The sequence below is a fragment of the Pseudomonas sp. L13 genome (assembly GCF_009935965.1).
Classification (GTDB): domain Bacteria; phylum Pseudomonadota; class Gammaproteobacteria; order Pseudomonadales; family Pseudomonadaceae; genus Aquipseudomonas; species Aquipseudomonas lactis.
Window position 1 is genome coordinate 1 of sequence record NZ_QODJ01000161.1, and the last position, 604, is coordinate 604.

1 protein-coding gene is annotated in these 604 nt (G+C 55.5%); it reads right to left on the reverse strand.

Annotation, left to right across the window (positions count from 1 at the left end; translation table 11 throughout):
- A partial coding sequence (locus DK871_RS28480; RefSeq protein ID WP_161907480.1) for a transposase occupies positions 1 to 357 on the reverse strand: 357 nt, incomplete at its 3' end.
- Between the last annotated feature and the right edge of the window lie 247 nt (positions 358 to 604).

Here is a 604-nt window from a genome sequence, read left to right on the forward strand (position 1 = left end):
CAGACCGTGCGTCATAAGCTGAAGTATCCACTGGCAATCAAGGACATCAGACTTGCGCCCGGTTATTTGCCGAGTTGCACGGGAGTTAACGAGGTAAACCTCAAAACCGCGTCTATCCAGAATCTCGAAGAGCGGGATCCAATAAACCCCGGTCGCCTCCATCGCCACCACCTTGACGCCCATGGACTCAAACCAATCGGCCATGGCATGCAAATCATCAGTGAAGGTAGAAAAGCGCCTAACGGGCTCATCGCATTTCGTCGGATCAACAGCGGCCAAATGCTCACGCCCGCCCACATCAACAGCACCGCAGTCGGGATGGATAACCTCAAAACGCTTTTGGTTCTTGCGCGTCATGACAATTCCTCGCAGGATTGAATGACGCGTGCGGGGTACACGGTGGCGAGCGGATTCACTCTCTTATACGTGGTCACAGCTTGCTGTGCCGACAATGACTCCACGCCGATACCGTGCAGGCCACTCTCCCACTCGGGTGCTGTCACACCAGTGTTGGCTACGGCCTTTGCCCCGCACGCGTTCTTAAACCTTACGATGAACCAGTTTGATGCGCGACAGCGCTATGTCGGAGACTTAGTGGGGCCTC